Source organism: Nocardia testacea NBRC 100365 (assembly GCF_000308775.1).
GTDB lineage: Bacteria > Actinomycetota > Actinomycetes > Mycobacteriales > Mycobacteriaceae > Nocardia > Nocardia testacea.
The window spans coordinates 50,674-77,270 of the sequence record NZ_BAGJ01000158.1 but is presented as its reverse complement, the minus strand read 5'-3'; the positions used below and the strand labels follow the sequence as shown (position 1 = coordinate 77,270).

Genomic DNA, 26,597 nt, shown 5'->3' with positions numbered 1-26,597 from the left:
TCAATACGCTGGTGCTGCGGACCGCGGTCGGCTCGGGCGAGACCTTCGCCGACCTGGTGGATCGGGCCCGCCGGACGGATCTGGACGCGTTCGGTAATGCCGATGTGCCGTTCGAGCGGCTGGTGGATCTGCTGGCGCCGGAGCGTTCGCAGGCCCGCAACCCGCTGTTCCAGGTGGCGCTGTCGTTGCAGAACAACGAGCAGCCGGTACTGGATCTGGCGGGTCTGGAGATCTCCGGACTGGACCTCGTGGAGAACGTGGCCCGGTTCGATCTCCAATTCACGCTGGCCGAGAACGGCTCCGGCGGGATGACCCTGTTCCTGAACTACGCCACCGAACTGTTCGACGAGGCGACCATCCGGACGATGATCACCCGGTTCCGGCAGTTGCTGACCGCGGTGGTCGCGGACCCGGATATCGAGCTGGGGTCGATCGAGATCCTGGACGAGGCCGAGCGCCGCGAGGTCCTGTCTCGTACGGGTGGTCCGGCGGTGCCGGCGTCGACGTTGCCGGAGTTGCTGGCCGCGGCGGTGGCGGTGGATCCGTCGGCGCCGGCGGTGGTGTTCGGGGATCAGCGTCTTTCCTATGGCGAGATGGATGAGCGGTCGAACCGGTTGGCCCAAGTGCTGATCGAGCGTTGCCTGGGTGCCGAGGATCTGGTGGCGGTGGCGGTGCCGCGGTCGGCGGATTCGGTGCTGGCCGAATGGGCTGTCACCAAGTCGGGTGCGGCGTTCTTGCCGATCGATCCGACCTACCCGGCCGATCGCATCGCGCATATGTTGACCGATTCCGGTGCGCCGGTGGGTATCACGGTCTCGAGTGTGCGGGCGGATCTGCCGGATTCGGTGGACTGGCTGGTCCTCGACGAGTTGGCGCTGGACACCTATCCGGCCGATCCGATTACCGATGCCGACCGGGTGTGGCCGTTGACCCCGGCGAATACCGCGTATGTCATTTACACGTCGGGTTCGACGGGTTTGCCCAAGGGCGTGGTGGTGTCGCATGCCGGTTTGGCGAATTTCAGTGCCGAGCAGGTCGAGCGTTATCGCCTCGACGCGAACACGCGGGTGCTGGCGTTCGCTTCCCCGTCGTTCGATGCCTCGATCTTGGAGTTGCTGCTGGCGGTGGGTTCGGCCGGTGCGCTGGTGGTGGTGCCGACCGGTACCTACGGTGGTGCCGAACTCGGTGAGTTGATCGCCCGTGAGGGTGTGACGGTTGGTTTGATCACGCCGTCGGTGCTGGGCTCGCTGGATCCGGTGGATCTCGCGGGTATGGAAGTGATCATCGCCGGTGGTGAGGCGATTTCGGCGGATTTGGTGGCGAAGTGGTCGACCACGCCGGAGGGCGGGGTGCAGCGTCGGTTCCACAACGCCTACGGTCCGACCGAAGCGACTGTGGCTACGAATATCAGTGGTGTGCTGAACGCCGGTGATCGGGTCACGATCGGTGGTCCGGTGCGGGGTATGCGGACTCTGATCCTGGACGATCGCTTGAATCCGGTGCCCGAGGGTGTGGCCGGTGAGTTGTATGTGGGTGGGATCCAGTTGGCCCGTGGTTATCACGCGCGTGCCGGTTTGACCGCTGACCGGTTCGTCGCCGACCCCTATGGCGAGCCCGGGGCTCGCTTGTATCGCACGGGTGATGTGGTGCGGTGGCGTCGTGATGCCGCGGGTGACCCGGCGGTGGAGTATGTGGGCCGTAATGACTTCCAGGTCAAGGTTCGTGGTTTCCGGATCGAGCTGGGTGAGATCGACGCGGCGCTGACCTCACACGACACCGTGAACTTCGCGGTCACGACCGCGCACAGGAGCGCCGCGGGCGCGGTATCGCTCGTGTCCTACGTCGTGGCCGTACCGGGGCGTTCGATCGACGTGGCCGAGGTGCGAGAGTTCGTCGGGCAGCGGTTGCCGTCGTACATGGTGCCGGCGTCGGTCATGGTGCTCGATGAGGTGCCGCTGACCCCCGCCGGGAAGCTGGACCGCCGGGCATTGCCGGAGCCCGCGTTCGAGGCACGTGAGTTCCGGGCGCCGTCGACACCGGTCGAGCGGGTCGTGGCGGGTGTGCTCGCCGATGTGCTCGGTATCGAGCGCATCGGCGTGGACGACGATTTCTTCGCCCTGGGCGGGAACTCGCTGCTCGCGACGCAGGTCGTGGCGCGCCTGGGTGCGGCGCTGAATACGCAGGTGCCGGTGCGGGTGCTGTTCGAGGCATCGGTCGTGGGCACGCTGGCCGCCCGGCTCGAGGAGCAGGTGGGTTCCGGCGGACGTCCGGCGCTGGTACCGCAGCCGCGCCCGACCCGGGTACTGCCCTCGGGCGAGGTTGTGGACCGGATCCCGCTGTCCCTGGCGCAGCAGCGCATGTGGTTCCTGAACTGGTTCGACGGTGGTGCGGCGGCCTACAACATCCCGCTGGTGATCCGGCTCTCGGGTGCGCTGGATGTGGATGCCCTCCGACTGGCGGTCACGGATCTGGTGGCGCGGCACGAGGTGCTGCGCACGGTGTACCCGGAGACCGAATCCGGTCCGGTGCAGGTGGTGCTGCCGGTCACGGGTGCGGTGCCGGCCCTCGAAGTCCGCACGGTGGCCGCGAACGCGGTCGAGACCGTGGTGACCGAGCTGGCGTCGGTGTCGTTCGATGTCGCCCAGCAGGTGCCGGTGCAGGTGACACTGCTGCGGATCGACGACGCGGCAGACGAATACGTCCTCGCCGCCGTGGTGCACCACATCTCCGGCGACGGCGCCTCGACGGCGCCGTTGATGCGGGACCTGATGACCGCGTACTCGGCACGGACGGCCGGCCGGGCGCCGGACTGGGCGCCGCTGGCGGTCCAGTACGCCGATTTCGCGATCTGGCAACGGAACCTGATGGGTGACGGCGCCGATCCCTCGTCGCTGGCGCACGAACAGCTCGAATTCTGGCGGTCGGCGCTGGCGGATCTGCCCGAGCAGCTGGATCTGCCGATGGATCGGCCGCGGCCGGCGACCCAGTCGTATGCCGGTGGCCGGGTGGAAGTGCATATCGATGCGCGCCTGCATCAGGCGCTGCAGGACTTCGCGCGGCAGCAAGGCGTGACCCTGTTCATGGTGACGCATACCGCGTTCGCGCTGCTGCTGGCCCGTTTGGCGGGTACCGACGATGTGGCGATCGGTACCCCGGTGGCCGGTCGGGGCGAGGCCGCCCTCGACGATGTGATCGGTATGTTCGTGAACACGCTGGTGTTCCGGACCCGGGTCGAGGGCGGGGAATCGTTCACCGACCTGCTGGCGCGCCAGCGCGATATCGACATCGCGGCGCTCGCCCATGCCGATGTGCCGTTCGAACAGCTGGTGGAGGCGCTGAACCCGGTACGGTCCACGGCGCGGCACCCGCTGTTCCAGGTGGGCTTCGCGTTCCAGAACCTGGCGCAGACGAGCCTGGAGATTCCGGGTCTCTCGGTGTCCGGGGTGGACGCCGGTGCCGAGGTCTCCCTCTACGACCTGAGCATGATCCTCAGCGACACCTACGACGCGGCGGGCGCCGCCGAGGGCGTGACGGGCTACCTGACCTACGCCACCGCCCTGTTCGACCACGCGACGGTGGCGGGATTCGTGCAGCGGTACCTGCGGGTGCTGGCCGGGGTCGTCGCCGATCCCGCGGCCCCGGTCGGTGAACTCGAGCTGCTCGACGCGGCCGAGCGTGAGCTGGTGCTGCACCGATGGAACGCCACCGACCGCAGCGTCGAGCCGGGCCTGTTGCTGGACGGGTTCGACCGGGTGGTGTCGGAGTCCCCGGACCGCGTGGCCCTGACCTACGAGGGCACCGGTCTGTCCTACGGCGAGTTCGCGGGCCGCGTGCGCCGGTTGGCGCGGTGGCTGCGCGATGCCGGTGTGGGCACGGAAACCTATGTGGCCCTGGGTATGCGCCGGTCGATCGACCTGATCACCGGTGCGTACGCGGTGGTCGCGGCAGGCGGCGCGTATGTGCCGCTGGACCCGGACCAGCCGGTGGACCGGCTCGAGTACATCATCGAGACGGCGCGCCCGGTCTGTGTGCTGACCTCCGGCGAGGACCTCGATCCGGCGATCGCCGGCCAGGTGCGTATCGATCGGCTGGATCTGTCCGGTGTCGCCGACACCGCGCTCACCGACGCCGATCGTCTCCGGCCGCTGCGCCCGGACAACACCGCGTACGCGATCTTCACCTCGGGCTCCACGGGCCGGCCGAAGGGTGTCCCGATCTCGCACCGGGCCGTGCTCAACTACCTGGCGACCACTCGTGAACGGCACGGTCTCGGTGCCGGCGATGTGATGCTGAACCGCACCCTGGCGACCTTCGACCCGTCCGTGGTGGAGTTCTTCCTGCCGTTGCAGCTGGGCGCCCGCCTGGTCATCGCGCATGCGGAGGGTCACCGCGACGCGGCCTACCTCACCGGTTTGATCGCCGGCGAAGGCGTCACGATGGCGCAGTTCGTGCCGTCGCTGCTGTCGGTGTTCCTGTCCGAATCCGACCCCGCGGCCTGGTCCGGGCTGCGCAGTATCGTTGCCGGCGGTGAGGCGCTGTCCGGTGACCTCGCACGGCGCTTGCGGGAACGCACCGGCGCCCGCGTGTTCAACCAGTACGGGCCCACCGAGACGACGATCGATGTCACCGCCCACGAGATCACCGGCGGCGAAACCGGAGCCGTGCCGATCGGCGTCCCGGGGCTCAACACCCGGACCTACGTCCTCGACGACCGGTTGCGGCCGGTGCCCGCCGGTGTCCGGGGTGAGCTCTACATCAGTGGTGTGCAGCTGGCACCCGGCTACCTGGCCCGCCCCGACCTGACCACCACGCGTTTCGTCGCGGACCCCTTCCACGCCGGCGAGCGGATGTACCGCACCGGTGACCTGGTGCGGTGGACCGCCACGGGTGAGCTGGAGTACCTGGGCCGAAGCGATTTCCAGGTGAAGCTGCACGGCCAGCGGATCGAGCCCGGCGAGATCGAGGCCGCGCTCACCGAAATGGCCACCGTCGCGGAGGCGCTGGTCATCCTCCGCCATTCGGGGACCGGTGACCAACTGGTCGCGTATGTGGTGCCGGTGGCCGGCGCGACGCTCACCACCGACGATCTGCGGGCCCACCTGCACGGCCGGCTGCCGTCGTACATGGTGCCGTCGGCCTTCGTGACACTCGAGGCGTTCCCGATGAACGCCTCGGGCAAGCTGGACCGGAGCGCGTTGCCGGAACCGGTGTTCGAGACCCGGGAATTCCGGGCGGCATCGACGCCGATCGAGGAGATCCTGGCGGATATCTTCGCCGAGGTCCTCGGCGTCGAGCGGGTCGGCGCGGACGATGATTTCTTCGCCCTCGGCGGTGACAGTATCGTCTCCATCCAGCTGGTGTCGCGGGCCAAAGCGCGCGGTGTGGTGTTCACCCCGCGGCAGGTGTTCGAGAAGCGTACGGTGTCGGGCCTGGCGTCGGTCGCCGAATTCGCGGAATTCGCCGACGGCGCGGTGCGGACCCTGGCCGAGTTGCCGGGCGGTGGGGTCGGTCGTATGCCGCTCACCCCGGTGGTGCGGATGATGGTCGAACGCTTCGGCTCGTTCGGGCGTTTCCACCAGTTGACGCCGTTGAGCCTGCCGGTCGGCGTCACCCGCGAGACCATCGCCGCGGTGGTGGGCCCGGTGCTCGACCGGCACGATATGTTGCGGTCGCGCCTGTTCGTCGTGGACGGCGAATGGGTGGTGGAGACGGTCGAGCCCGGTTCGGTCGACGTGGACGCGCTCATCGATCACACCGTGTTCGATGCCGCCGCCACCGAGGAGCAGGTGCTCGAAACGGCCACCGCCGCGGTCGACGCGGCCCTGGACCGCCTGGACCCCGGCCACGGTGTGGTGGTGCGGTTCGTCTGGTTGGAACCGGATACCGCCGACCGGTCGGGATACCTGGTGGTCGTCGCGCATCACCTGGTGGTCGACGGCGTGTCCTGGCGCATCCTGGTCCCGGACTTCGTGCTGTCCGCCGGTGCCCACAGCGCCGGGCTGCTGCCCGAACTCCCGGAACCGACCACATCGATGCGGACCTGGGCGCATGCGCTCGAGGCGCACGCGCGCAGCGCCGAGCGCGAAGCCGAACTGGACTATTGGCGGACCGTCGTCGGCACCGCCGATCCGCTGCTGACCGACCGCGCGCTGGACCCGGCGGTCGATACCGCCGCGACGGTCGACACCTATTCGGTGCGGGTGTCGCCCGAGGTCACCCAGGCGCTGCTCACCACGGTGCCGGCGTTGTTCCACGGCGGGGTGAACGACGGCCTGCTGACCGCGCTCGTCCTGGCCACCGCCACGTGGCGGGCGCGGCGGGTGCCCGCGGCGGCGATCGATGATCCGCTGCTGGTCCGGCTCGAGGGTCACGGTCGTGAGGAAGAGGTCGTGCCCGGCGCCGATCTGTCCCACACCGTCGGCTGGTTCACCTCCGTCTTCCCGGTGCGGTTCGCGCCGGCCGGTATCGACTTCGAGGACGCGCTCGCCGGCGGCCCGGCATTGGGAGCGGCGCTCAAGGCGGTGAAGGAACAGCTGCTCGCGGTGCCGGACAAGGGCATCGGCTATGGGCTGCTGCGCCATCTGAACCCGCGGACCGCGGGCGAACTGCCGGCCGAGTTGCCGGGCCAGGTGAGCTTCAACTACCTGGGCCGGTCCGCCGGTTCGAGCGAGCTGTCCCCCGAAATGCGCGAGTTCGGCTGGCTGCCCGCCGATCTGGTGGTGGACGCGGCCTTCGACGCCGATATGCCGGCGCTGGCGCTGCTGGATATCAACGCTGTCGTCGCCGGTGACGAGTTCATCGCGCGAATCGGTTACCCGAGCACGCTGCTCGGGGCCGAGGAGGTCCGCGAGTTCGGCGAGTTGTGGACGCGGGCGCTGGAAGCGGTCGCCCGCCACGCGAATTCGGCGGGCGCCGGTGGGCACACCCCGTCCGATTTCGGCATGGTCGCGCTGTCGCAGTCCGATGTCGACCGCATCGAGCGGCGCTTCCCGGTCGCCGATGTGTGGCCGCTGTCCTCGCTGCAGGCCGGCATGCTGTTCCACGCCCAGATCGCCGAGACCTCGGTGGATGTGTACACCGGCCAGATCGTGCTCACGCTGACCGGCCGGGTGGACGCCGCCCGGCTGCGTGCGGCGGCGCAGGCACTGGTCGATCGGTACGAGAACCTGCGCACGGCCTTCGTCACCGATGACGAAGGCCACCCGGTGCAGGTGGTCCTGAAGGATATGCCGGTCGACTGGACCGAGCACGACCGCAGCGCCGCCGGGACGGCCGCCGACCTCATCGAGGCGGACCGGTTGCGGCGTTTCGATCTCGCCGAGCCGCCGCTGCTCCGGTTCACGCTGATCAGGACCGGAGCGGATACCTGGCAGTTCGTGGTGTCGAACCATCACATCCTGCTCGACGGCTGGTCCATGCCGCTGCTCATGCGGGATCTGCTGACCTTGTACGCGGTCCGGGCCGATACCACCGTGCTGCCGGCGGTCCATTCCTACCGGACCTTCCTGGCGTGGGTGGGCCGTCAGGATCGCCGGGCCTCGCTGGCCGCCTGGCAGACGGCGCTGGCGGGGGTCGAGGAACCGACCCTGCTGGTCCGCCCCGAAGCGGGCGGCTCCGAGATCACCGCACTGTCCGGTGAGTACGAGTTCGAGCTGGATACCGCGGCCACCGCCCGGATGACCGCGCTGGCCACCGAGGTCGGCGTGACGGCGAACACGGTGCTGCAGGTGGCGTGGGCGGTGCTGCTAGGCCGGCTGACCGGCCGCGACGATGTGCTCTTCGGCGCCACCGTCTCCGGTCGCCCGCCGGAACTGCCCGGCGTGGAGACCATGGTCGGGTTGTTCATCAACACGATCCCGGTGCGGGTGCGGTTCGATCAGGACGAGTCGGTGCGGACGGTGCTCGCCCGGGTCCAGGCCGAACAGGCCGATCTGCTGGATCACCACTATGTGGGCCTGGCGGATATCCAGGGTGCGGCGGGGATGGCTGCGCTGTTCGACACCCTGCTGGTGTTCGAGTCGTATCCGGTGGATGCCGCGGGTATCCAGGCGCAGGCCACCGATATCGACGGAATGACGGTCGCCGGCCTGGCCGGTATCGATGCCACGCACTACCCGCTGACCCTGGTCGCCGCGCTCGGCAAGACGCTGCGGATCCGGGCCGGGTACCGGCAGGACATGTTCGACGAGGCCGATGTGCGCCGGATCGCGGATCGGTTGGTCCGGATGCTGGACGGGATCGTCGCCGATCCGTCCGCCGCAGTCGGGGATATCGATCTGCTGGCCCCGGCCGAACGCGAACTGGTGCTCCAGCGCTGGAACGCGACTCACCATCCGGTCGATGCACGATTGCTGCCGGCCGAGTTCGCCGCGGCGGTCGCGAGGTATTCGGATCGGGTCGCGGTGTCGTTCGAGGGCGCCGAACTGACCTATGCGGAGTTCGCCGGACAGGTCAATCGTCTGGCGCGGCTGCTGATCGCCGAGGGCGTGGGGCCGGAATCACTGGTCGGTCTGGCGCTGCGGCGTTCGGTTGATCTGGTGGTGGCCATGTACGCGGTGGTCACCGCGGGTGGCGCGTATGTGCCCGTGGATCCCGAGCACCCGGCGGAGCGGACCGCGTATGTGCTCGAGACCGCGCGACCGGTCTGCGTGCTGACCTCGACGTCCGATGCCGGTGCTGTGCCCGAGGGGACAGGTGTGCCGGTACTGGCCATGGACACGCTGGAGCTGTCGGGCTACGCCGATGCCCCGGTCACGGATGCGGATCGTCGTGCGCCGTTGCGTGCGTCGAATACGGCGTATGTGATTTTCACGTCGGGTTCGACGGGTCGTCCGAAGGGTGTGGCGGTTTCGCATGCGGCGATCGTGAATCGTCTGGTGTGGATGCAGGCCGAGTACGGGTTGACCGCGTCGGATGTGGTGTTGCAGAAGACGCCGTCGACCTTCGATGTGTCGGTGTGGGAGTTCTTCTGGCCGTTGCAGATCGGTGCGCGGTTGGTGGTGGCCAAGCCCGAAGGCCATCGGGATCCGGAGTATCTGGCGGAGGTCATCGATTCCGAAGGTGTGACGGTCGCGCATTTCGTGCCGTCGATGCTCACGGTGTTCGTGGCGGCCCTGCCCGCTGATGCGCTGCGGTGTGGTTCGTTGCGGTTGGTGTTCTCTTCGGGTGAGGCGTTGGCGCCCAAGCCTGCGCACCGGTTGCGTGAACTGACCGGGACGGCTGTGCACAACTTGTATGGTCCGACGGAGGCCGCGGTCGATGTCACTTTCCATGAGGTGACGGATGCGGATGCCGTGGTGGTGCCGATCGGTGCGCCGGTGTTCAACACGCGGGTGTATGTGCTGGATGCCCGGTTGCGGCCGGTTCCGGTGGGTGTCGCGGGTGAGCTGTACCTGGCCGGTGCCCAGTTGGCGCGTGGGTATGTGGCGCGTCCGGATCTGTCGGCGGATCGGTTCGTGGCCGATCCGTTCGAGGTCGCGGAGCGGATGTATCGCACGGGTGACCTGGTGCGGTGGACCGCGGCCGGTGAGTTGGAGTATTTGGGTCGTACCGATTTCCAGGTGAAGTTGCGTGGTCTGCGCATCGAACTCGGTGAGATCGAATCCGCCCTGCTGGCCCAACCGCAGGTCGGTCAGGCCGTGGTGACGGTCGCGACCTCGCCGCTGGGCGAGCAACTGGTCGCCTATGTGGTGCCCGCGGCGGGCGCGCGGATCGAGTCCGTGGAATTGCTGGACGCGGTCCGTGCGGTGCTGCCGGCCTACATGGTGCCGGCGACCGTGCTGGAGCTGGACGAATTCCCGTTGAACCCGTCCGGCAAGCTGGATCGCAGGGCATTGCCGCAGCCGCAGTTCCAGGCGCGGGAGTTCCGGGCGCCCTCGACCCCGATCGAGGAGATCGTGGCCGGTGTCTACGCCGATGTGCTCGGTGCGGACCGGATCGGCGCCGACGACGACTTCTTCGCCCTGGGCGGCAACTCGCTGATCGCGACCCAGGTCGCGGCCCGCCTCGGCCGGGTGCTGGACGTCGAGGTCCCGGTGCGCGCGCTGTTCGAAGCGCCCACCGTGGCCGCGCTGGCCGCGCGGGCCGAACTGCGGTCCGAGGCCGGCGGGCGGGCGGCGCTGGTGCCACAGCCGCGTCCGACCCAGGTCCTGGAGTCGGGCGAGGTCGTGGAGCGGGTGCCGCTGTCGCTGGCACAGCAGCGCATGTGGTTCCTGAACCGCTTCGACCCGGATTCGTTCGTGGACAACATCCCGGTCGCGGTCCGGCTGTCCGGTGAGCTCGACACAGCGGCCCTGGCGGCCGCCCTCGGCGATGTGCTGGTGCGGCACGAATCGCTGCGGACCTTCTACCCGGAGGTCGACGGGACTCCGTTCCAGCAGGTGCTGCCGGCGGCCGAGGTGCTGCCGGAGCTGGCACCGGTCGAGGTCACGGCGGGTGACCTGCCCGCACGGCTGGCCGAGCTGGTGATGGCGGGCTTCGATGTGACCTCGAACGTGCCCTTCCGCGCCCGGCTCTACCGGCTCGGTGCGTCCGAGCATGTGCTCGGTTTCGTCGTCCACCACATCTCCGGTGACGGTTTCTCGATGGCACCGTTGCTCCGCGACGTGGTGACCGCCTACGTGGCGCGGACGGCCGGTGACGAGCCCGGCTGGGCGCCGCTGGAAGTGCAGTACGCCGACTTCGCGCTGTGGCAGCGGCAGGTACTGGGTTCGGAGGACGATCCCGAATCGGTGATCAACCAGCAGATCCGGTACTGGTCGCAGGAGCTGGCCGGGCTGCCGGATCAGCTGGACCTGCCGGCGGACCGGGCGCGGCCCGCGATCTCCTCGGGCCGGGGTGCGACCCACGCGTTCGAGATCGACGCCGAAACCCATGCCGGGCTGGCCGAACTGGCGCGGTCCGAAGGCGCGACCCTGTTCATGGCCGTGCACGCCGCCTTCGCGGTGCTGCTGTCGCGGTTGTCCGGGGAGACCGATATCGCGATCGGCACGCCGATCGCGGGTCGCGGTGAACGTGCCCTCGACGATCTGGTCGGTATGTTCGTCAACACCCTGGTGTTGCGGACGCCGGTCGATTCCGGGGCCGGGTTCACCGAACTGCTGGATTCGGTGCGCGGGACCGATATCGCCGCGTTCGGGCACGCCGATCTGCCGTTCGAACGTCTGGTGGAGATTCTCAACCCGGTGCGTTCGCAGGCCCGGCATCCGCTGTTCCAGGTGATGCTGGCGATGCAGAACACGCCGGCGGTGGACGCCGAGCTGTCCGGGCTGGCGATCGGCGCGGTCGAGATGCCCCTGGAGACCGCGAAGTTCGATCTGCAGCTGGACCTCGGCGAGCGGACCGGAACGGCCGGGATCGACGCGGTCTTCACCTACGCGACCGATCTGTTCGACCGCGAGACGGTCGCGCAGTTCGCTCAGCGTTTCGTCCGTTTGCTCAAGGCCGTGGTGAAGACGCCGGAGCGTCCGCTGGGCGATCTCCCGCTGCTGGACGCGCTGGAGGCCTCGGCGGTACTGCGCGGCGGGTACGGCCCGGAGCGCGCTGTCGATCCGGCCGCGACCCTGGCCGGGCTCTTCGCCGACCGGGTGGCGCGTACTCCGGAAGCGCCCGCGGTGACGTTCGAGGGGACAGGTCTGTCCTACGCCGAGTTCGCCGGTCGGGTGAACCGCCTGGCGCGGCATCTGATCTCGCTGGGTGTCGGACCGGATGTCCCGGTGGCACTGGGTATGCGGCGCTCGGTGGATCTGGTCGTGGCGATGTACGCGGTGATCACCGCCGGTGGTGCGTATGTGCCGCTGGATCCGGAGCAGCCCGCCGAGCGCACGGACTACATCCTGGCCACCGCGGACCCGGTCTGTGTAGTGACGAGTTCGGCGGACGGATTCACCACGGCGGACCGCCCGGTGGTGGTCGTGGACGCGATCGACCTCTCGACGTACGCCGATACACCGGTCACGGATGCGGATCGAGTGGCGCCGTTGCGTGCGTCGAATACGGCGTATGTGATTTTCACGTCGGGTTCGACGGGTCGTCCGAAGGGTGTGGCGGTTTCGCATGCGGCGATCGTGAATCGTCTGGTGTGGATGCAGTCCGAGTACGGTTTGGCCGCGTCGGATGTGGTGTTGCAGAAGACGCCGTCGACGTTCGATGTGTCGGTGTGGGAGTTCTTCTGGCCGTTGCAGGTCGGTGCGCGTCTGGTCGTCGCCAAGCCCGAAGGCCATCGGGATCCGGAGTATCTGGCGGAGGTCATCGATACCGAGGGCGTGACTGTCGCGCACTTCGTGCCGTCCATGCTGACGGTCTTCGTGGCGGCGCTGCCCGCCGACGCGGCGCGGTGTGGTTCGTTGCGGTTGGTGTTCTCTTCGGGTGAGGCGTTGGCGCCGAAGCCGGCGCAGCGGTTGCGGGAGTTGACCGGGACGGCTGTGCACAACTTGTACGGTCCGACCGAGGCCGCGGTCGATGTCACCTATCACGAGGTGACCGATGCCGATACCACGGTGGTGCCGATCGGTGCGCCGGTGTTCAACACGCGGGTGTATGTGCTGGATGCCCGGTTGCGGCCGGTTCCGGTGGGTGTCGCGGGTGAGCTGTATCTGTCGGGAGCCCAGTTGGCGCGTGGGTATGTGGCGCGTCCGGACCTGTCGGCGGATCGCTTTGTGGCCGATCCGTTCGAGGTCGCCGAGCGCATGTATCGCACGGGTGACCTGGTGCGGTGGACATCCGCGGGTGAGCTCGAATACCTCGGTCGCACCGACTTCCAGGTGAAGCTGCGGGGTCTGCGGATCGAACTCGGCGAAATCGAATCCGCGCTGACCGAGGTCGACGCGGTCGCGCAGGCCGTGGTGGTGCTCCGCGGTGACGCGCGTACCGGGGATCAGCTGGTCGGCTATGTGGTGCCGGCCGCCGGCGCCGCGGTCGATACCGACGCGCTGCGGGCCGCCCTGTCCGGCCGGTTGCCGTCCTACATGGTGCCCGCGGCGTTCGTCGTGCTCGACGCCTTCCCGCTGAATGCCAGCGGCAAGCTCGATCGCCGGGCGCTGCCCGAACCGGTCTTCGCGGCCAAGGCGTTCCGGGCGCCGTCCACTCCGATCGAGGAGATCGTGGCGGCGACCTTCGCCGACGTGCTGGGCGTGGAGCGGGTCGGCGCGGACGACGACTTCTTCGAGCTCGGCGGTAACTCCCTGGTCGGTATGCAGGTCGCGGCCCGGATCGGCGCGGCACTCGGTACCCAGGTGGCGGTCCGCGCGCTGTTCGAGGCGCCGACCGTGGCCGCCCTCGCCCTCCGGGTGGAGGAGTCCGGCGCCCGGTCCCGGCCGGAGCTGGTGGCCGGGCCGCGGCCCGAGCTGGTGCCGCTGTCCTACGCACAGCAGCGGATGTGGTTCCTGAACCAGTACGACACCTCCTCGGCGGCCTACAACCTGCCGATGGCGATCCGCCTCAGCGGTGATCTCGAGGTGGCGGCCCTGCGCGCGGCGCTCGGCGATGTGGTGGCCCGCCACGAATCGCTGCGGACCCGGTACCCGGAGCAGGGTGGCCGGCCGGTGCAGGAGATCCTGCCGGCCGACCGGGCGCTGCCGGTGCTGGAGCCGGAGCAGGTGTCCGCGGAGGATGTGACGGCAAAGATCGTCGAGTTCGCGACGACCGGTTTCGACGTGGCCGCCGCCGTGCCGGTGCGGGTCCGTCTCTTCGCCGTCTCACCCCGGGAATTCGTCCTGGTTGTGGTACTGCACCACATCGCCGGTGACGGGTTCTCGCTGGCGCCGCTGGCCCGGGACGTGATGACCGCGTACGCGGCGCGTGTCCAGGGCGAGTTGCCGGGCTGGGCGCCGTTGGCGGTGCAGTACGCCGACTACACGCTGTGGCAGCGGCAGGTGCTCGGCACCGAGGACGACCCGGACGCTCCGATGGCCCGCCAGATCGCGTTCTGGCAGAACACCCTCGCGGACCTGCCCGACGAACTGGTGCTGCCCACCGACCGGCCGCGTCCCGCGGTCGCGTCGCTGCGCGGTGCGCGGGTGCACGGCGAGCTGGACGCCGAGCTGGTGCGGAATCTGAACGCCCTGGCCCGCGCGCGCGGCGCGTCCATGTTCATGGTGCTGCACGCCGGATTGGCGGCGTTGCTGGCGCGGTTGTCCGGTAGCGAGGACATCGCGATCGGTACGCCGATCGCGGGTCGTGGCGAGCAGGCTCTGGACGATCTGGTCGGCATGTTCGTCAATACGCTGGTGCTGCGGACCGCGGTCGGCTCGGGCGAGACCTTCGCCGACCTGGTGGATCGGGCCCGCCGGACGGATCTGGACGCGTTCGGTAATGCCGATGTGCCGTTCGAGCGGTTGGTGGATCTGCTGGCGCCGGAGCGTTCGCAGGCCCGCAACCCGCTGTTCCAGGTGGCGCTGTCATTCCAGAACCAGGAGGCGCCGACGCTGGACCTGGCCGGGCTGACCGTCGCCGGGGTGGAGATCGCCGACGATGTGGCGCGCTTCGACCTCCAGTTCTCGCTGGGCGAAAACGGCTCGGGCGGTCTGGACCTGGTGGTGAACTACGCCACCGAACTGTTCGACGAGGCCACCGCGTCCACGATGATCACCTGGTTCCAGCGGTTGCTGTCGGCGGTCGCCGCCGACCCGGACGCGGTGCTCGGCGATCTCGAACTGTTCGATCCGAGCGAACGTCGCGAGGTCCTGTCCCGTACGGGTGGTCCGGCGGTGTCGGCGTCGACGTTGCCGGAGTTGCTGGCCGCGGCGGTGGCGGTGGATCCGTCGGCGCCGGCGGTGGTGTTCGAGGGCGCCAGGTACTCCTACGGTGAGTTCGACCAGCGGTCGAACCGGTTGGCGCAGGTGCTGATCGAGCGGTGCTTGGGTGCCGAGGATTTGGTGGCGGTGGCGGTGCCGCGGTCGGCGGATTCGGTGCTGGCCGAATGGGCTGTCACCAAGTCGGGTGCGGCGTTCTTGCCGATCGATCCGACCTACCCGGCGGACCGTATCGCGCATATGCTCTCCGACTCGGGTGCGCCGGTGGGTATCACGGTGTCGAGTGTGCGGGCCGATCTCCCCGACTCGGTGGACTGGCTGGTTCTCGACGAGTTGGCGCTGGACACGTATCCGGCCGATCCGATTACCGATGCGGACCGGGTGTGGCCGTTGACCCCGGCGAACACGGCGTATGTCATCTACACGTCCGGTTCGACCGGTTTGCCCAAGGGCGTTGTCGTTTCGCATGCCGGTTTGGCGAATTTCAGTGCCGAGCAGGTCGAGCGTTATCGCCTCGACGCGAACACGCGGGCGCTGGCTTTCGCTTCCCCGTCGTTCGATGCCTCGATCCTGGAGTTGTTGCTGGCGGTGGGTTCGGCCGGTGCCCTCGTGGTGGTGCCGACCGGAACCTACGGTGGTGCCGAGCTGGGTGAGTTGATTTCCCGTGAGGGTGTGACGGTTGGTTTGATCACGCCGTCGGTGCTGGGCTCGCTGGATCCGGCCGATCTTGCGGGGATGGAAGTGATCATCGCCGGTGGTGAGGCCATTTCGGCGGATTTGGTGGCGAAGTGGTCGACCACACCCGAGGGTGGTGTCGAGCGTCGCTTCCATAATGCCTACGGTCCGACCGAGGCCACTATCGCTACGAATATCAGTGGTGTGTTGCATGCCGGTGATCGGGTCACGATCGGTGGCCCGGTGCGGGGCATGCGGACTCTGGTGCTCGACGACCGTCTCAACCCGGTGCCCGAGGGTGTCGCCGGTGAACTGTATGTCGGTGGGATCCAGCTGGCCCGTGGGTACCACGCCCGTGCCGGTTTGACCGCCGAGCGGTTCGTCGCCGATCCGTACGGTGAGCCCGGTGCCCGGCTCTACCGCACAGGTGATGTGGTTCGGTGGCGTCGTGATGCCGCCGGTGACCCGGCGGTGGAGTACGTGGGCCGTAATGACTTCCAGGTCAAGGTTCGTGGTTTCCGTATCGAGCTGGGTGAGATCGATGCGGCGCTGACCTCGCACGACACCGTGGATTTCGCGGTCACGACCGGACACAAGAATGCCGCCGGTGCGGTATCGCTGGTGTCCTACGTGGTGGCGACCCCCGGCGCCGCGGTGGATGTCACGGCGCTGACCGGGTACGTCGCCGAACGGCTGCCCGACTACATGGTGCCGGCGGCCGTCATGGTCATCGATCGGATCCCGCTGACCCCCGCCGGGAAGCTGGATCGCAAGGCGCTGCCCGAACCGGTGTTCCAGGCGCGTACCGCCTTCCGCGGGCCGCGGACCCCGGTCGAGCAGATCATCGCGGAGGTATTCGCCGAGGTCCTGGGCGTGGACCGGGTGGGTGTGGACGATTCGTTCTTCGCCCTCGGCGGCGACAGCATCGTGTCCATTCAGCTGGTGTCCCGCGCGAAGGCGCGCGGGGTGGTGTTCACCCCGCGGCACGTCTTCGAACAGCGGACGGTGGCCGGACTGGCCGCGGTGGCCGAATCCGCGGATGCCGACAGCGTGACGCGCACGCTCGTCGAACTGCCGGGTGGCGGTGTCGGCACCATGCCGCTGACGCCGATCGTGCGGTTCATGGCCGAACGGCCCGGTTCCTTCGGGCGTTTCCACCAGCTCATCACCCTGGACCTCCCGATCGGCATCGACCGGGAAACCATTGCCGCCGTGGTGGGCCCGGTGGTGGATCGGCACGATATGTTGCGGTCGCGGCTGTACGCCACCGACGGCGACTGGATCGTGGAAACGGGCGCACCGGGCAGCGTCGATGTGGACGCGCTGATCGACCACACCGTGTTCGACGGCGCCCTCACGAGTGCCGAGCTGTCCGAGGTCGCCACCGCCGCAGTCGATTCCGCGCTGGATCGGCTCGATCCCGAGCGCGGTGTGGTGGTCCGGTTCGTCTGGCTGGAGCCCGACACCGGTGAGCGCGCCGGCCACCTGGTGGTCATCGTGCACCACCTCGCGGTCGACGGTGTGTCGTGGCGCGTCCTGGTGCCCGATCTGGTGTTGTCCGCTGTCGCGCGCAGCGCCGGCCAGGTCCCCGAACTGCCCGCGCCGGTCACCTCCATGCGGACCTGGGCGCATGCGCTCGAACAGAACGCGCACAGCGCGGAGCGGCTCGCGGAACTGGAGTACTGGCGGACCGTGGCCGGCACCGCCGACCCGCTGCTCACCGAGCGTCCGCTGGATCCCACGGTGGATACCGCCGGAGTCGTCGCGGTGCACGCGGTGCAGGTCTCGCCGGAGGTCACCCAGACCCTGCTCACCACTGTTCCGGCGCTGTTCCACGGCGGTGTGAACGACGGTCTGCTGACCGCACTCGTCCTGGCGACCGCCGCCTGGCGGGCGCGGCGGGCGCCCGGCGTCGCGCTGGACGATCCGCTGCTGATCCGGCTCGAGGGTCACGGCCGTGAAGAGGAGATCGTGCCCGGGGCCGATCTGTCCCGCACGGTCGGCTGGTTCACCGCGCTCTTCCCGGTCCGCTTCGAGCCCGCCGGTATCGATATCGAGGCCGCGCTCGCCGGCGAGCCGGAACTGGGCGCCGCGCTCAAGCGCGTCAAGGAGCAACTGCTCGCGGTCCCGGACAAGGGCGTCGGTTACGGTCTGCTGCGGTACATGAACTCCGAGACCGCCGCCGAATTCCCGCGGAATATGCCGGGCCAGGTGAACTTCAACTACCTGGGCCGCGTCGGCGCCGGCGAGATCTCCGAAGAGATGCACGGCTTCGGCTGGCTTCCGACGGCCGATCTGGCCGTGGACGTCGGTTACGACGCGGATATGCCGGCCATGGCGCTGCTGGACATCAACGCCGTCGTGGTCGGCGATACGCTGACCGCGCGCATCGGCTATCCGTCCACGCTGTTGTCGTCGGACGAGGCCCGCGAATTCGGTGACCTGTGGGTGGCGGCACTGGAAGCGGTGGCCCGCCATGCCGATTCCGCGGACGCGGGCGGCCATACCCCGTCGGACTTCCCGTTGGTCACGGTGTCGCAGCCGGCCGTCGAGGAGATCGAGCAGCGGTTCCCGAAGCGGGTCGCCGACCTGTGGCCGCTGTCCTCGTTGCAGGCCGGCATGCTGTTCCACGCGCAGCTCGCCGCCACCTCGGTGGACGTGTACACCGCGCAGGCGGTGCTCACACTGACCGGCCGGGTGGACGCCGAACGGCTGCGGGCGGCCGCCCAGGCCCTGGTGGATCGCTACGAGAACCTGCGCACGGTGTTCGTCACCGACCGGGCGGGCAACTCGGTGCAGGTCGTGCTCGAAGACGTGCCGGTCGACTGGACCGAGCACGATCGCAGCGCTACCGGCACGGCCGCCGATCTCGTCGACGCCGACCGGCTGCGGCGCTTCGATCTGGCCGAGCCGCGACTGATCAGGTTCACGCTGATCAAGACCGGAGCCGACACCTGGCAGTTCGTGGTGTCCAACCACCACATCGTGCTCGACGGCTGGTCCATGCCGCTGCTCATGCAGGATCTGCTGACGCTCTACGCGGTACGCGCCGACAGCAGCGTGCTGCCCGCGGCCCGCTCCTACCGGCATTTCCTGGACTGGGTCGGCCGGCAGGATCACCCGGCCTCGCTGGCGGCCTGGGCCGAGGCGCTCGCCGGGGTGAGCGAGCCGACCCTGCTCAGCCGCCCGGAGACCGGCGGCGGCGATGCCGCGCACGAGATCGAGGCCCTGTCCGGCGAATACGCCTTCGAACTCGACGCCGCGGCGACGGCGCGGATCACCGCGCTGGCCGCCGAACTCGGTATCACCCCCAACACGGTGCTGCAGGTGGCGTGGGCGATACTGCTCGGCCGGATCACCGGCCGCGACGATGTGCTGTTCGGCGCCACCGTCTCCGGCCGCCCACCGCAGCTGGCCGGGGTGGAGACCATGGTCGGGTTGTTCATCAACACCGTCCCGGTGCGAGTGCGCTTCGATCAGGACGAGCCCGCGCGTGAACTGCTCACCCGGACCCAGGGTGAACAAGCCGATCTGCTGGATCACCACTATGTGGGCCTGGCGGATATCCAGGGCGCGGCGGGGATGGCGACACTCTTCGACACCCTGCTGGTGTTCGAGTCGTATCCGGTGGATGCCGCGGGTATCCAGGCGCAGGCCACCGATATCGACGGGATGGCGGTGACCGGATTGAGCGCGGTCGACGCCACCCACTACCCGCTCAGCCTGATCGCCGCACTGGGCAGCACGCTGCGGATTCGTGCCGGCTATCAGCTGGATATGTTCGACGAGGCCGATGTGCGCCGGATCGCCGACCGGTTGGTGCGGGTGCTCACCGCCCTCACCGATGCGCCCGACCGGCGGATCGGTGAAATCGAACTACTGGACAGCGGGGAACGCGACCAGGTGCTGCGCGGGTGGAACGACACCGCGCACACCGTCGATACCACCGCCACCCTGGCCTCGATGTTCTACGCGCAGGGCGTCCGTACCCCGGACGCGCCCGCACTGACCTTCGGGACCGAGACCCTGTCCTACGCCGAGTTCACGACACGGGTGAATCTGCTCGCCCGGTGGCTGATCGCCCGCGGTGTGGGTCCGGAGTCGTATGTGGCCCTGGGTATGCGGCGTTCGATCGATCTGGTGGTCGGTATGTACGCGGTCACCGTCGCCGGTGGCGCCTACGTACCGCTGGATCCGGATCATCCGGCCGAGCGCACCGAGTACATCCTGGCCACCGCCGACCCGATCTGCGTGCTCACCTCCGGCGACGATCTGCCGACCGATACCGCTCAGGTACGGATCGACAGGCTGGATCTGGGCGCGTACGCGGATACACCGGTCACGGATGCGGATCGTCGTGCGCCGTTGCGTGCGTCGAATACGGCGTATGTGATTTTCACGTCGGGTTCGACGGGTCGTCCGAAGGGTGTGGCGGTTTCGCATGCGGCGATCGTGAATCGTCTGGTGTGGATGCAGGCCGAGTACGGTTTGGAATCCACCGACGTGGTGTTGCAGAAGACGCCGTCGACCTTCGATGTGTCGGTGTGGGAGTTCTTCTGGCCGTTGCAGATCGGTGCGCGGTTGGTGGTGGCCAAGCCGGATGGTCATCGGGATCCGGAGTATCTGGCCGAGGTCATCGATTCCGAGGGTGTGACGGTGGCGCATTTCGTGCCGTCGATGCTCACGGTGTTCGTGGCGGCGCTGCCCGCCGATGCGCTGCGGTGTGGTTCGTTGCGGTTGGTGTTCTCTTCGGGTGAGGCGTTGGCGCCGAAGCCTGCGCATCGGTTGCGTGAACTGACCGGGACGGCTGTGCACAACTTGTATGGTCCGACGGAGGCCGCGGTCGATGTCACTTTCCATGAGGTGACGGATGCGGATGCCGTGGTGGTGCCGATCGGTGCGCCGGTGTTCAACACTCGGGTGTATGTGCTGGATGCGCGGTTGCGGCCGGTTCCGGTGGGTGTCGCGGGTGAGCTGTACCTGGCCGGTGCCCAGTTGGCGCGTGGGTATGTGGCGCGGCCCGACCTGAGTGCGGATCGGTTCGTGGCGAGCCCCTTCGATACCGGCGAGCGGATGTATCGCACCGGCGACGTCGTGCGCTGGAACTCCGCCGGTGAACTCGAATACCTGGGCCGCTCCGACTTCCAGGTGAAGCTGCGCGGTCTGCGTATCGAACTCGGCGAGATCGAAACGGCGCTGACCGATATCGAAGAGGTCGGCCAGGCCGTAGTGGTCATGCGTAGCGATGCGCGCACCGGTGACCAGCTCGTCGGCTACCTGGTACCCGAGGCGGGAGCGCTGCTCGATATCGAGGAAGTGCGTGAGGATCTGGCCGCCCGTCTGCCGTCGTATATGACCCCGGCCGCCTTCGTGGTGCTCGACGAGCTGCCGCTGGGCGCCAGCGGCAAGCTGGATCGTCGTGCGCTGCCCGCGCCGGTATTCGAGGCCCGGGTCTTCCGGGCGCCGTCCACTCCGATCGAGGAGATCGTGGCGACGACGTTCGCCGAGGTCCTCGGCGTGGAACGGGTCGGCGCGGACGACGATTTCTTCGCCCTCGGTGGTAACTCGCTGAGCGCGACCCGGGTGGCGGCGCGGTTGTCGGCGGCGCTGGACACCGATCTCGCGGTGCGGGAACTGTTCGAGGCCTCGACAGTGGCCGCGCTGGCGGCGCGCGCCGAAACGCATTCGGGTGCGGGCCGCCGGATTCCGCTGGTGCCGCAGCCGCGGCCGACGCAGACACTGGCCTCGGGCGAGATCGTGGAGCGGGTCCCGCTGTCGCTGGCCCAGCAGCGGATGTGGTTCCTGAACCGGTTCGATCCGGAATCGGCCGCGGACAATATGCCGATCGCGGTGCGGTTGTCGGGTCTGCTGGACCGGCAGGCCATGCAGATCGCCATCGCCGATGTGCTGGCGCGGCACGAATCGCTGCGCACGTACTACCCCGAGGTGGACGGGACACCGTTCCAGCAGGTGGTGCCGACGGCGGCGGTGATCCCCGATCTGACCCCGGTGGATGTCTCGGAGGCCGACCTGTTCGCGCGGGTCGCCGAATTCCTCTCGGCCGGTTTCGATGTCACCACCGGTGTGCCGTTCCGGGTCCGGCTGTTCGAGGTGGACCCGACCGAGCACGTGCTGGTGCTCGTCGTGCACCACATCTCGTCCGACGGTTTCTCCATGGGTCCGCTGGCTCGCGATGTGATCACCGCCTACAGCGCCCGCATCGAGGGCGGCGAACCGGGCTGGCGCCCGCTCGAGGTGCAGTACGCCGATTACGCACTGTGGCAGCGGCAGGTACTGGGTTCGGAGGACGATCCGGATTCGGTCATCGCCGCGCAGCTCGCGTACTGGTCCACGGCACTGGCGGGTATCCCGGATCAGCTGGATCTGCCCGCCGACCGGCCGCGGCCCGCCGTGGCCTCCGGGCGCGGCTCGAGTCTCACCTTCGAGATCGACGATGCGGTACACGCCGACCTGGTCGAACTGGCGCGCCGCCACGGCGTGACCTTCTTCATGGTCGTGCACGCCGCGTTCGCGGTGCTGCTGTCGCGGTTGTCCGGAGAATCCGACATCGTCGTCGGCACCCCGGTCGCCGGGCGTGGTGAACGCGCGCTCGACGATGTGATCGGCATGTTCGTCAACACACTGGCGCTGCGTACCCCGATCGACTCCGGTGCCGGTTTCGCCGAGCTGCTGGAGAACGTGCGCGGCAGTGATGTGGCCGCGTTCGGCCATGCGGATCTGCCGTTCGAGCGGCTGGTCGAGGTGCTGAACCCGGTCCGGTCGCAGGCGCGGCACCCGCTGTTCCAGGTGATGCTGTCGCTGCAGAACAACAATCCGCAGGTCAAGGGCGAACTGCCCGGCTTGGCGATCAGCGGTATCGAATCGCCCATCGAGACGGCGAAGTTCGACCTGCATCTGGAACTGGCCGAACGGATCGGTCCGGCCGAGGCCGCGGCGAATATCGCCCGCGGTGTCACCGCCAAGTTCATCTACGCGACGGATCTGTTCGATGAGGCCACGGTGGCCGGGTTCGCCGAGCGGTTCACCCGGCTGCTGCACGCGGTCGTCGCCGATCCCGCGGCTCCGGTCGGGGATCTCGAGGTCCTGGCGCCGGCCGAGCGGGCACAGGTGCTGACCGACTGGAACGCCACCGGACACGCGGTGCCCACGGCACTGCTGCTCGACGGATTCCACCGGGCGGTCGCCGAGTACCCGGATCGGATCGCGCTGAGCTCCGGCGGTGTCGAGGTCACGTACGCGGAGCTGGCCACGCGGGTCAACCGTCTGGCCAGGCATCTGATCGCCCAGGGCGTGGGACCGGAGTCGCTGGTCGGGCTACTGGTACCGCGGTCGCTGGACCTGGTGGTCGGTATGTACGCCGTCGTCGCCGCCGGTGGTGCCTACGTACCCCTGGACCCGGCGCATCCGGCCGAACGGATCCGGCACATCCTGGATACCGCGGCCCCGGTCTGTGTCCTGTCGACCACCACCGACGCCGCGGTGCTCGACGCCGATGTTCCGGTGTTCACGCTGGACACCGTGGATGTCGGCGGGTACGCGGACACCCCGGTCACCGACACCGATCGGCTCGCGCCGCTGCGTTCCGGCAACACCGCGTATGTGATCTTCACCTCCGGGTCGACGGGCCGCCCGAAGGGTGTGGCGGTCTCGCATGCGGCGGTCGCCAATCAGATCGGCTGGATCGTGGGCGAATACGACATCGCCCGCGACGATGTGGTGCTGTTCAAGACCCCCGCGACCTTCGACGTCTCGGTGTGGGAGTTGTTCGCGCCGTTGACGGTCGGCGCGCGCATGGTGATCGCCGAACCGGACGGCCACCGCGACCCGCGGTACCTGGCGACGGTGATCGCCGAACAGGGTGTGACGGTGACATCGTTCGTGCCGTCGATGCTGTCGGTGTTCGCCGAGAGCGCGGCCGCCGTTCCGGGTGCCTGGTCGTCGCTGCGGATGCTGTTCGTGGCCGGTGAAGCCTTCACCGGCGACGTGGTCGCGGCGGTGCGCCGGGTCAGTGAGGTGGCGCTGTACAACCTGTACGGCCCGACCGAGTTCACCGTGCACGCCACGCATGCCGCGGTCGCCGGGAACGTGTCCGGCGCGGTACCCATCGGTGGTCCGGTGTGGAACGCGCAGGCCTATGTGCTGGATGCGCGGCTGCGGCCGGTACCGGCGGGTGTCACCGGTGAGCTCTACCTGGCCGGTGCGCAGCTGGCACGCGGTTATGTGGGCCGCCCGGACCTGAGCGCGGACCGCTTCGTGGCGAGCCCGTTCGGTGCCGGTGAACGCATGTACCGCACCGGTGACGTGGTGCGCTGGACCGCCACCGGCGAGCTGGTCTATGTGGGCCGCTCCGACTTCCAGGTGAAGGTGCGCGGCCAGCGCATCGAACTGGGCGAGATCGAGGCGGCGCTCACCGAGCACGACACGGTGGCGCGCGCGGTGGTCGTCGCCAAGACGGATCCGAGCACCGGCGACCGGCTCGTCGGCTATGTGGTGCCCGCCAAGGACACCGTGATCGACACCGAGGAACTGCGCACCCGGCTGACCGGCCGGCTGCCGGCCTACATGGTCCCCACCGTGATCATGGTGCTCGACGAGTTGCCGCTGAACGCCTCGGGCAAGCTGGATCGCCGGGCATTGCCCGAACCGGTGTTCGAGGTCCGGCAGTTCCGGGCGCCCTCGACTCCGATCGAGGAGATCGTGGCCGGGATCTACGCCGAGGTGCTCGAGATCGACCGGGTCGGCGCGGACGACGATTTCTTCGCCCTGGGCGGCAACTCGCTGATCGCCACCCAGGTCGCGGCCCGGCTCGGCGCGGCGCTGGACACCACCGTCGCGGTCCGGGCGCTGTTCGAGGCCTCCACCGTGTCGGCGCTGGCGGCGCGGGTCGAACAGCACGCCGGAACCGGTGAACGCTTGGCTCTCGCGGCCGGGCCGCGTCCCGAGCGCTTGCCGTTGTCCCTGGCCCAGCAGCGGATGTGGCTGATCAACCAGTTCGATCCGAGTTCGGCCGCGTACAACATTCCGCTCGCCATCCGGCTCACCGGCGCACTCGACGTCGCGGCGATGCAGGCCGCGGTCATCGATGTGCTGGAGCGGCACGAATCGCTGCGCACCAGGTATCCGGCCGATTCCGATGGGCTGCCGTACCAGGAGATCCTGCCGGCCGCGCAGGTACTGCCCGGCGGGTTGACCGTCGAATCGGCGGATGATCCGGTGGCCCGGATCGGCGAACTGATGTCCACCGGTTTCGACGCCACCACCGAAGTCCCGGTGCGGGCACTGCTGCTCGGCATCGGACCCGATGAGCATGTGCTGGCGTTCGTCGCGCACCACATCACGGCCGACGGTGCGTCGATGGCGCCACTGGCCCGCGATCTGGTGACGGCCTACCTCGCCCGGGTCGGTGGAGACGCCCCCGGGTGGTCGCCGCTGCCGGTGCAGTACGCCGATTACGCCCTCTGGCAACGCGCCGTGATCGGCGACGAGACCGACGGGACCTCGGTCGCCGCCGGACAGCTGGCGTACTGGCAGAAGCAGCTCGACGGGGTCGCCGACGATGTCGAACTGCCGTTGGACCGGCCGCGTCCGGCGGTGCCGTCGATGCGCGGCGGTATCACCGGCTTCGGGGTGGACGCCGAGATCCACCGGTTGCTGGACGAAGCGGCGCGGGCCCGGGGCGTCACCCTGTTCATGGTGATGCACGCCGCCGTGGCGATCTTGCTGTCCCGGCTCACCGGGGCGAACGATATCGTCGTCGGCACCCCCGTCGCCGGTCGTGGCGAACAGCAACTCGACGGCCTGGTCGGCATGTTCGTCAACACCCTGGCCCTGCGGACCAAGGTGGATCCGACCATGACGTTCGCCGAACTGCTCGACCACGCGCGGGAGACCGACCTGTCGGCCTTCGCCAACGGCGATATCCCGTTCGAGCGGGTGGTGGAAGCGGTCCTGCCCGACCGGGCGACCGCGTACAACCCGCTCTTCGATGTGGCGCTGTCGTTCCAGAACACCGAGCAGGCCACCGTGGATCTGCCCGGCCTGACCGTGCAGGCCCTCGATCAGGGTGCGCTCGCCGCGAAATTCGATCTGCAGATCGGTATCGATCCGCAGCGCGATGCCGACGGCGGCTACGGCGAACTGTATTCGGTGTTCAACTACGCCACCGACCTGTTCGACGAGTCGACTGTGCAGTCCTTCGGCCGGCGGTTCGAACGGATCCTCGCGGCGGTGGCCGCCGATCCGCGCATCCGGGTCGGTGATATCGACATCCTGGACGCCGCCGAACGTGAGCGGATGGCGGCACCTGTACAGCAGGCGGCCAATACCGCCACCTCGGGTACCGCGCTGCCGCAGACGCTGCGGGCTTCGGTGGAGGACGATCCGGACGGGCCCGCCGTGGTGTGGGGCGAGGAAGAGATCTCCTACCAGGAGCTGGACGCACGATCGTCGCGACTGGCCCGGGTCCTGATCGCGCGCGGCCACGGGCCGGGCAGCGGTCTGGTGGTCCGGCTCGAGCGCGGAGTCGAGGCGGCGGTGGCGACCTGGGCGGTCCTCAAGGCGGGTGCGGCGCTGGTACCGGCCGACGCGGTGGCGGCCGCCGCGGCCGCCGGTCTGGTGGTCGAGGCCGGCATCACGGCAGGTGCGTCGCCGGCCGCGCCGGGTGTGGACTGGCTCGTATTGGACGATCCGGCGACTGCCGCCGAGGTCGCGGAGCAGTCGTCGCGTCCGGTCACCTACACGCACCGGCTCCGGCCGTTGAGCGGCAGCGATCCGGTGTGTGTGACGGCCGGCGGTCGTCTCGTCTCCTACGACGAGCTGGCGGGCGTGGTCGCCGAGGTGCACAGCGTCACCGAGCTGACCTACGAGTCCCGTACCTTCCGGTACGGCGGGGTCGACGGACCGGCCGCGGTCGTCGAGATCGTGGCGGCCGGTGCGGCCGGCGCGTCGATCGTGCTGGTCCCGGAGGTCAGCGGCGAGGCACTCGGTGGTGAATGGGTCACCCACCTGTGGATCGACTCGGCCGGCCTGGCCGCGCTCGATCCGGAGCCCATGGAGGATCTGTCCGCCTTGATCCTGGAAGAAGCGGGACGACCGGACGGGCAGTGGACCCAGGTGGAGAATGTGGTCGATCTGACCGCTGTACTCGACTGA

At 68.9% G+C, this 26,597-nt stretch carries 1 protein-coding gene (running past one end of the window); it reads left to right on the top strand.

Annotated elements, in window-relative coordinates:
- Positions 1 to 26,597, top strand: partial view of a non-ribosomal peptide synthase/polyketide synthase gene (locus tag ON38_RS21710; protein ID WP_444543712.1) — the 3' portion only. 4,168 nt of this gene lie to the left of the window's left edge; only the last 26,597 of its 30,765 coding nucleotides appear in the window; the start codon falls outside the window, past its left edge; it ends in the stop codon at positions 26,595 to 26,597.